This is a genomic window from Synechococcus sp. R55.2, from assembly GCF_047462075.1.
In the GTDB taxonomy this organism is placed as follows: Bacteria; Cyanobacteriota; Cyanobacteriia; order Thermostichales; family Thermostichaceae; genus Thermostichus.
Genome location: NZ_JANSIH010000464.1, coordinates 33261 through 39142, shown reverse-complemented (window position 1 = coordinate 39142; position 5882 = coordinate 33261). Strand labels below are relative to the sequence as shown.

Annotated in this window: 6 protein-coding genes and 1 pseudogene; 5 read left to right on the top strand and 2 right to left on the bottom strand. The window is 60.8% G+C overall.

The window, feature by feature from the left end:
• The 3 genes and pseudogenes from glyA to NW838_RS16065 form a co-directional block, all read left to right on the top strand.
• A pseudogene (gene glyA, locus NW838_RS16075) lies at positions 1-702 on the top strand (serine hydroxymethyltransferase); the annotation flags it as partial.
• A 48-nt stretch (positions 703-750) separates the two neighbouring features.
• Positions 751-1932: a glycosyltransferase family 4 protein gene (locus NW838_RS16070; protein ID WP_414428388.1), complete on the top strand. Its 1182-nt coding sequence runs from the start codon at positions 751-753 to the stop codon at positions 1930-1932.
• A 14-nt stretch (positions 1933-1946) separates the two neighbouring features.
• Positions 1947-2513: a hypothetical protein gene (locus NW838_RS16065; protein ID WP_414428387.1), complete on the top strand. Its 567-nt coding sequence runs from the start codon at positions 1947-1949 to the stop codon at positions 2511-2513.
• A 5-nt stretch (positions 2514-2518) separates the two neighbouring features.
• Here NW838_RS16065 and NW838_RS16060 read toward each other — a convergent pair whose 3' ends face one another.
• Complete coding sequence (locus NW838_RS16060) at positions 2519-3046, bottom strand: adenine phosphoribosyltransferase (protein ID WP_011434353.1); 528 nt, start codon at positions 3044-3046, stop codon at positions 2519-2521.
• A 210-nt stretch (positions 3047-3256) separates the two neighbouring features.
• Between NW838_RS16060 and NW838_RS16055 the strand changes: the two genes are divergently transcribed.
• Together NW838_RS16055 and gcvT are read left to right on the top strand one after the other, a co-directional pair.
• Positions 3257-3694, top strand: a complete 438-nt coding sequence (locus NW838_RS16055) for a hypothetical protein (RefSeq protein WP_414356521.1) — start codon at positions 3257-3259, stop codon at positions 3692-3694.
• Between the two features lie 259 nt (positions 3695-3953).
• Positions 3954-5078, top strand: a complete 1125-nt coding sequence (gene gcvT / locus NW838_RS16050) for a glycine cleavage system aminomethyltransferase GcvT (RefSeq protein ID WP_414375391.1) — start codon at positions 3954-3956, stop codon at positions 5076-5078.
• A gap of 22 nt (positions 5079-5100) precedes the next feature.
• On the opposite strand, the gene NW838_RS16045 is transcribed toward gcvT, so the two are convergent.
• A partial coding sequence (locus NW838_RS16045) for an RNA polymerase sigma factor RpoD/SigA (RefSeq protein WP_414428386.1) occupies positions 5101-5882 on the bottom strand: 782 nt, incomplete at its 5' end.

Here is a 5882-nt window from a genome sequence, read left to right as displayed (position 1 = left end):
CTGGCCGACATTGCCCATATTGCCGGCCTGGTGGCCACCGGACACCACCCCAACCCGGTGCCCCTCTGCGATGTGGTGACCACCACCACCCACAAGACGTTGCGCGGGCCGCGTGGAGGGCTCATTCTCACCCGCGACCCAGAGCTGGGCAAAAAGCTGGATAAGGCGGTGTTCCCCGGCAGTCAAGGGGGGCCGCTGGAGCATGTCATTGCCGGCAAGGCGGTGGCCTTTGGGGAAGCCCTGCAGCCCGGCTTCGCCCAGTACTCGGCGCAGGTGATCGCCAATGCTCAGGCCCTGGCGGGATCCCTGCAACGGCGGGGCATTCGGCTGGTTTCCGGGGGCACAGACAACCACCTGATGCTGCTGGATCTGCGCTCGGTTTCGGCGGTGCTGGAAAAAGTGGGGGCGGCGGATCCGGTGATGACAGGCAAACGGGCGGATCGGCTAATGGACGAGATCCATATCACCGCCAACAAAAACACCATTCCCTTCGACCCACAGCCGCCTTTCGTGGCCAGCGGACTGCGCCTGGGATCCCCGGCCTTGACCACCCGCGGCCTGGGGCCGGTAGAATTTGAAGAAATTGGGGAGATCATCGCCGATTGTCTGTTTCAGCCTGAGGAGCCTGCTGTGTTGGAAGAGTGTCGCCAGCGGGTAGCCCGGCTCTGTCGCCGTTTCCCCCTCTACCCCCATCTGGGCTAACCGTCTGCGTAGCGGGACAGAGTCCTCGATACATCTCTGCGGCTTGCCATGCCCTACTTGGTCGCGTTCCTTGCTGCTGCCTGTGTGGTTCTGTGGGCAACCCCAATGGTGAAGGCAGTCGGGATCCGCAGTGGCCAGTTGGATTTTCCCGATGAGCGCAAGATCCACCGGCAGCCGATGGTACGCCTGGGGGGGGTTTCCATCTTTTTTGGGAACTTGGTGGCCCTGCTGTTGCTCTGGGGAGCCGGAGCTTTTGGGGGCTTGCGCACCGAGCTGGAGTACGAGATTTGGGGGGTGACGATCGGTGGGGTTTTGTTTTTTTTGATTGGCCTGGCGGACGACCTGTTTCACCTGTCGCCTTTTTCCCGCTTGTTGATGCAATTCGGCGTGGCTGCTGCCGCTTGGGGAGTAGGGGTGCGCATTGAGTTCATCAGTCTGCCCGGGAGAGGGATCTGGCCCTTTCCGGTGTGGTTGAGCCTGCTGATTACCCTGTTCTGGCTGGTGGGGATGGCCAACGCCATCAACTTCATGGACGGGCTGGATGGGCTGGCGGCAGGGGTGTCGGGAATTGCGGCAGTGGTGATGCTGATCGTAACCCTGCTGCTGGATCGACCGGCGGCGGCCATGCTGGCGGCGGCTTTGGCGGGAGCTTGCCTAGGCTTTTTGCGCTACAACTTCAACCCGGCGCAGATCTTCATGGGGGATGGGGGGGCCTATTTTTTGGGCTTTTCCCTGGCTGGGTTCGGGGTGATCGGGGTGGCCAAGGGGGTGACCACGCTGGCAGTAGCCCTGCCTTTCTTTATCCTGGCGGTGCCGATCCTGGATATGTCCACCGTGATCCTCAAACGGCTGGCCAGGGGGAAGTCGCCTTTCCATCCCGACAAAGGCCACCTGCACCACCGTCTGCTCAAAGCTGGCCTATCCCAGCGGCATTCGGTGCTGCTGATCTATGCCATGACCCTTTGGGGGGGATCCCTGGCCTTGGCCTTGGCGGGCTTGCCAGCAGGGGGCACCTACCTGGGCGGGGCCTCGCTGGTGTTGGCAGGGGTGGCTTGGGGGCTTGGCAACGGCAACGAGCTTTGCCCTCGGAGGACAGGCCCGAACAGGAATATGTTGCTCCGCAATGCTGTTGCGACCAGGAATGTAAAGAAGATTGAGCTGGGCTTGTTCTCCATCGCTCGCCTGCCTAGACTGGAGGCGCTCTATATTTATTTGTTGTTTTTTGTTTAGCTCTGTGTTGCCTCATGCGCCCCACACCTGAGTTGGCAGCTCTCCTGCGCCGCACCGCGGATCGTATCCAATCCCAACACTGGGGCTTCTGGGACTGGGAGTACTGCTGGCGGGACAGCACCCGCTGCAATTGCGGCCTGTTGGTGCGAGAAGCCCTGGGCTGGGATCGGCAGCAACTCAGCCTGCGCATCCACCGCGGCACCTGGCGCTCCATTGCCCAAACCGCCTACCGAACTGCTGCCCTGGCCCTGCGGGATCCCTGGCAACCGGAAGGGCGCTGCGAGTCCACGGGCCTACGGCTGGGGTACGTGTTTGAGAAAATGGCAGAGCTGGGGTTTGACCAACCGGAAGACTTTGCCGCCCTGGAAGAGCTGAGCCACCCCGTCATCCTGGCCCGCCTGGCAGAAAAAGGTGTGGAGCCGGTACAGCGCGACCAGGCGATCCATGTGGCGCTCTACATGCGGGAACTGGCGGACTGGATTGACGAACAACTGCAGGCCCAGGCTCAGATCAGCCGCTTGAGCCAACCTTTGCCCAAAGCAACAGGGATCCCCGTCCACCAGTCGGTGCACCTTACTTGAGGAACTCAGTTGCCTTCCTCTACCATCACCACATGGGCAGGGATCCCAGGGGGAAGAGCCTTGCAGCCGGACAAAAAGGCCAGCTCGATTAAGAAGGCAAATCCCCCCACTTCAGCACCGCTCTGGGCCACCAATTGGGCGGTGGCGGCGGCTGTGCCCCCGGTGGCAATGACATCATCCACGATCAACACCCGCTCTCCGGGGCGCAGGGCGTGGGCGTGGAGTTGGAGCTGGTCTTGGCCGTATTCCAGGCTGTAGGTCTGGCTGAGCACCGGCGGCGGCAGCTTGCCCGGCTTGCGAACCGGGACAAATCCCAAGCCCAGGTGTTGTGCCAAAGCAGCCCCTAAAATGAACCCCCGCGACTCGATGCCGACCACATAATCTAGGGATCCCATGCCGGTGGTGCCGGCGGCCAACTGTTCAATAGCCGCCCGGAAGCCTGCCGGATCCTGTAGCAGGGGGGTCATATCCCGAAAGAGGATGCCGGGTCTGGGAAAATCGGGCACCAAGCGAATGAGGGCTCGCAGATCCATCCTGTTTTCCTCGCTGGCCAGTGGCTTGCTGTTCGCGTTAGCGGGACGGAGTCCTCAAAGGGCACTCCAAGCAACCCATCATACTCGGTTAGCTTGTGGGCAGATGGGATCCCTTTTGGTCAGTCTGGCAACGGGGAAGATTTTCTATAATTGGCAAGGCTGGGGGCCGCGGCTCACCTAGTCGCCCATCTGTAAAATCGGAGATCTCTCATGCGCTACTACATGGCCATCGACTCCAATCCCCTGGCAAGTTTGCCGCTGGCTCTGTTTGGGGTGAGTAGCGAGTCGGCCTATGTCGATCTGCTGCAAGACAAGCTCATTGTGCGGGCGGGCAGCCTGTTCAACGAGACGTTCTCCCTGAGCGAGTTGGGACAAGGGGAGCGCTTCCCCTGGCCTTGGTACTACGGACTGGGCGTGCGCACCGATTTTCAGGGGATCGTTGGCCCGGTAACCAGTGCCCAAGGGGTGATCGCCATTCCACTGGTGCAGGAGAAGCCTCTCTTTATTCCCTTGCTGGGGCCGGTAGGGCTGCAACTGCCCTGCAAAAAGCTGGTCTTCAGCCTCAAAGATCCAGATACCTTCCTGGCCAACTTCAACCAGGGTCGCCCAGAGGTCAACGCCGGCCCGAAGAATGTGGTGATTGATTGACGCTCCTCCCGCTAACGCAAGGCAAGTAGCAGGAGATTCCCCCTTCACCGAGTCTTGACCCGATGCCGTGAAGACATCACGCGAAGCACTGCGACGGATCTGGGTAGAACCGCAGGGATCCCTACAGGTTGCCAACGCAGCTCAGGGTGTGGAGAAGACCCAGGGTACCAGCTCCCACCGTCGTCGATGGACAGGATCCCCAAAATGCGCGACGGTGAGTTTATTCTGGTCGTTACGCTGGACGCCAAAGGGATCCCTGATGAGTTCAACCCCGCTGCAGCGCACCCCCTTGTTCCCCCTTCATCAAGCTTTGGGGGCGCGATTTGTCTCTTTTGCCGGCTGGGAAATGCCGCTGCAGTATCGGGGAGTGATAGCAGAACATCGGGCAGTGCGGGAGAGGGTGGGGATATTCGACATTTCCCACATGGGCAAGTTCACCCTCTGGGGGCCGGAGCTGGGATCCCACCTCAGCCGTCTGGTTCCCAGCGATCTGAGCGCCGTTCCTGTGGGATCTGGTCGGTACACCGTCCTGCTCAATCCACTGGGGGGCATTTTGGATGATGTCATCTTCTACCGGCATCCACCGGAGGGTGAGCTGGAGCACTGGAGCGTGATCGTCAATGCAGCCACCCGGCAGAAAGATTGGGATTGGCTCAACCACCACTTCCAAGGGATCCCCGGAGTTAACCTGCAGGATCACTCCGATGCTCAGGTTCTGTTGGCGGTGCAGGGGCCGGCAGCCGAGGAGGTTCTCCAGCCCTTTTTAGAGGGATCCCTGAAGGCTTTGCGCCGGTTTCAGCACGGTCGGTTTGCCACAGCAGCGGGAACCTCGGGAGAGACTATCTTTGTGGCCCGCACCGGCTACACCGGAGAAGATGGCTTTGAAGTTATGCTCAGCCCCGAAGATGGCATCCGCCTTTGGGAGCAACTGATTCAGGCCGGCGTGCAACCCTGTGGGCTGGGCTGCCGCGATACCCTACGTCTGGAGGCCGCGCTCCATCTCTACGGGCAGGACATGGACGAGAGCACCACTCCCTTGGAAGCCGGCTTGGGATGGTTGGTGAACAACCCAGAAGACTATATCGGCAAGCCCGCCATCGAAAGCCAACGGGAGCAAGGGATCCCTCGCCACCTGGTGGGGTTTCGCATGCTGCATCCGGCCATCCCCCGCAGCGGCTATGCCATCTACGCTCCCAACTCCCCTGAGCCGATCGGACGGGTAACCAGCGGCACCCATTCTCCCAGTTTGGGCTACGGCATCGGCTTGGGCTATGTCGCTCCGGCTTGGGCCAAGGTGGGATCCCGGCTGGAAATTGAAATTCGGGGGCAACGCCGGCCTGCGGAAGTAGTGAAAAAACCTTTCTATCGTGCTCCGCACCGCTGACGGGAACAGGCGCAGGCTCCGGTTAACCCAGGGGGTTGAGCCGTTTGCCGGTCTTGGGAGTGGAGTATTCCTGCTGCAGCCGCCGCAACTTCCGCAAGGCCCGCCGTTCAATCTGTCGTACTCGCTCCCGCGAAAGACCGATGTGCTCCCCAATTTCCCGCAGCGTTAGGCCCCTCGATCCATCCAGCCCATAGCGAGCCACGATCACCTGTCGTTCTCGTTCACTCAGTTGGCCCACCAGCGCGCGGACTTCCTCTCGACGGGCAAGCTGGGTTAGGTGTTCAACAGGGTCGTTGTCTTCATCTGGGATGAAGTGCTGCAGCTCGGTGCCGTCTTCATCCCCTACCCCCACATTCAAGGAACGCATCTCTGCCATGTGGCGGGTGATCAGCTCCCGGTAGTTATCGCCGATATCCAGAGAATCAAAAACTTCTTCTGCCTGGGGGCGGGATCCCCTTTCGGCAGATAACTCGCGGTAGCGCCGCTTCACCTGGGAGACTTTTTCGTACATGTGGGCCGGCAGACGGATCATCCGCCCCTTGTTCTGGATGCCCCGGTTCACACTTTGCCGGATCCACCAAGTGGCATAGGTGGAGAACTTGTAGCCACGGGTGGGATCGAACTTTTCCACGGCGCGGGTGAGGCCGATCGTGCCTTCCTGAATCAAATCCAGAAACGGCAAGCCGCGATTGCGATAGCGCTTAGCAATCGACACCACCAAGCGAAGGTTACACTCCACCATTCGTTTCTTGGCTGCTTCCCCCTGCCGCAGGATCTGCTGCAGCTCTGCCAAGGGGATCCCCA

Excerpts from the sequence above, each read along its gene's own strand:
- NW838_RS16065 (WP_414428387.1), top strand. The coding sequence starts at position 1,947 with ATGCGCCCCACACCTGAGTTGGCAGCTCTCCTGCGCCGCACCGCGGAT.
- NW838_RS16060 (WP_011434353.1), bottom strand. The coding sequence starts at position 3,046 with ATGGATCTGCGAGCCCTCATTCGCTTGGTGCCCGATTTTCCCAGACCC.
- gcvT (WP_414375391.1), top strand. The coding sequence starts at position 3,954 with ATGAGTTCAACCCCGCTGCAGCGCACCCCCTTGTTCCCCCTTCATCAA.
- NW838_RS16055 (WP_414356521.1), top strand. The coding sequence starts at position 3,257 with ATGCGCTACTACATGGCCATCGACTCCAATCCCCTGGCAAGTTTGCCG.
- NW838_RS16070 (WP_414428388.1), top strand. The coding sequence starts at position 751 with ATGCCCTACTTGGTCGCGTTCCTTGCTGCTGCCTGTGTGGTTCTGTGG.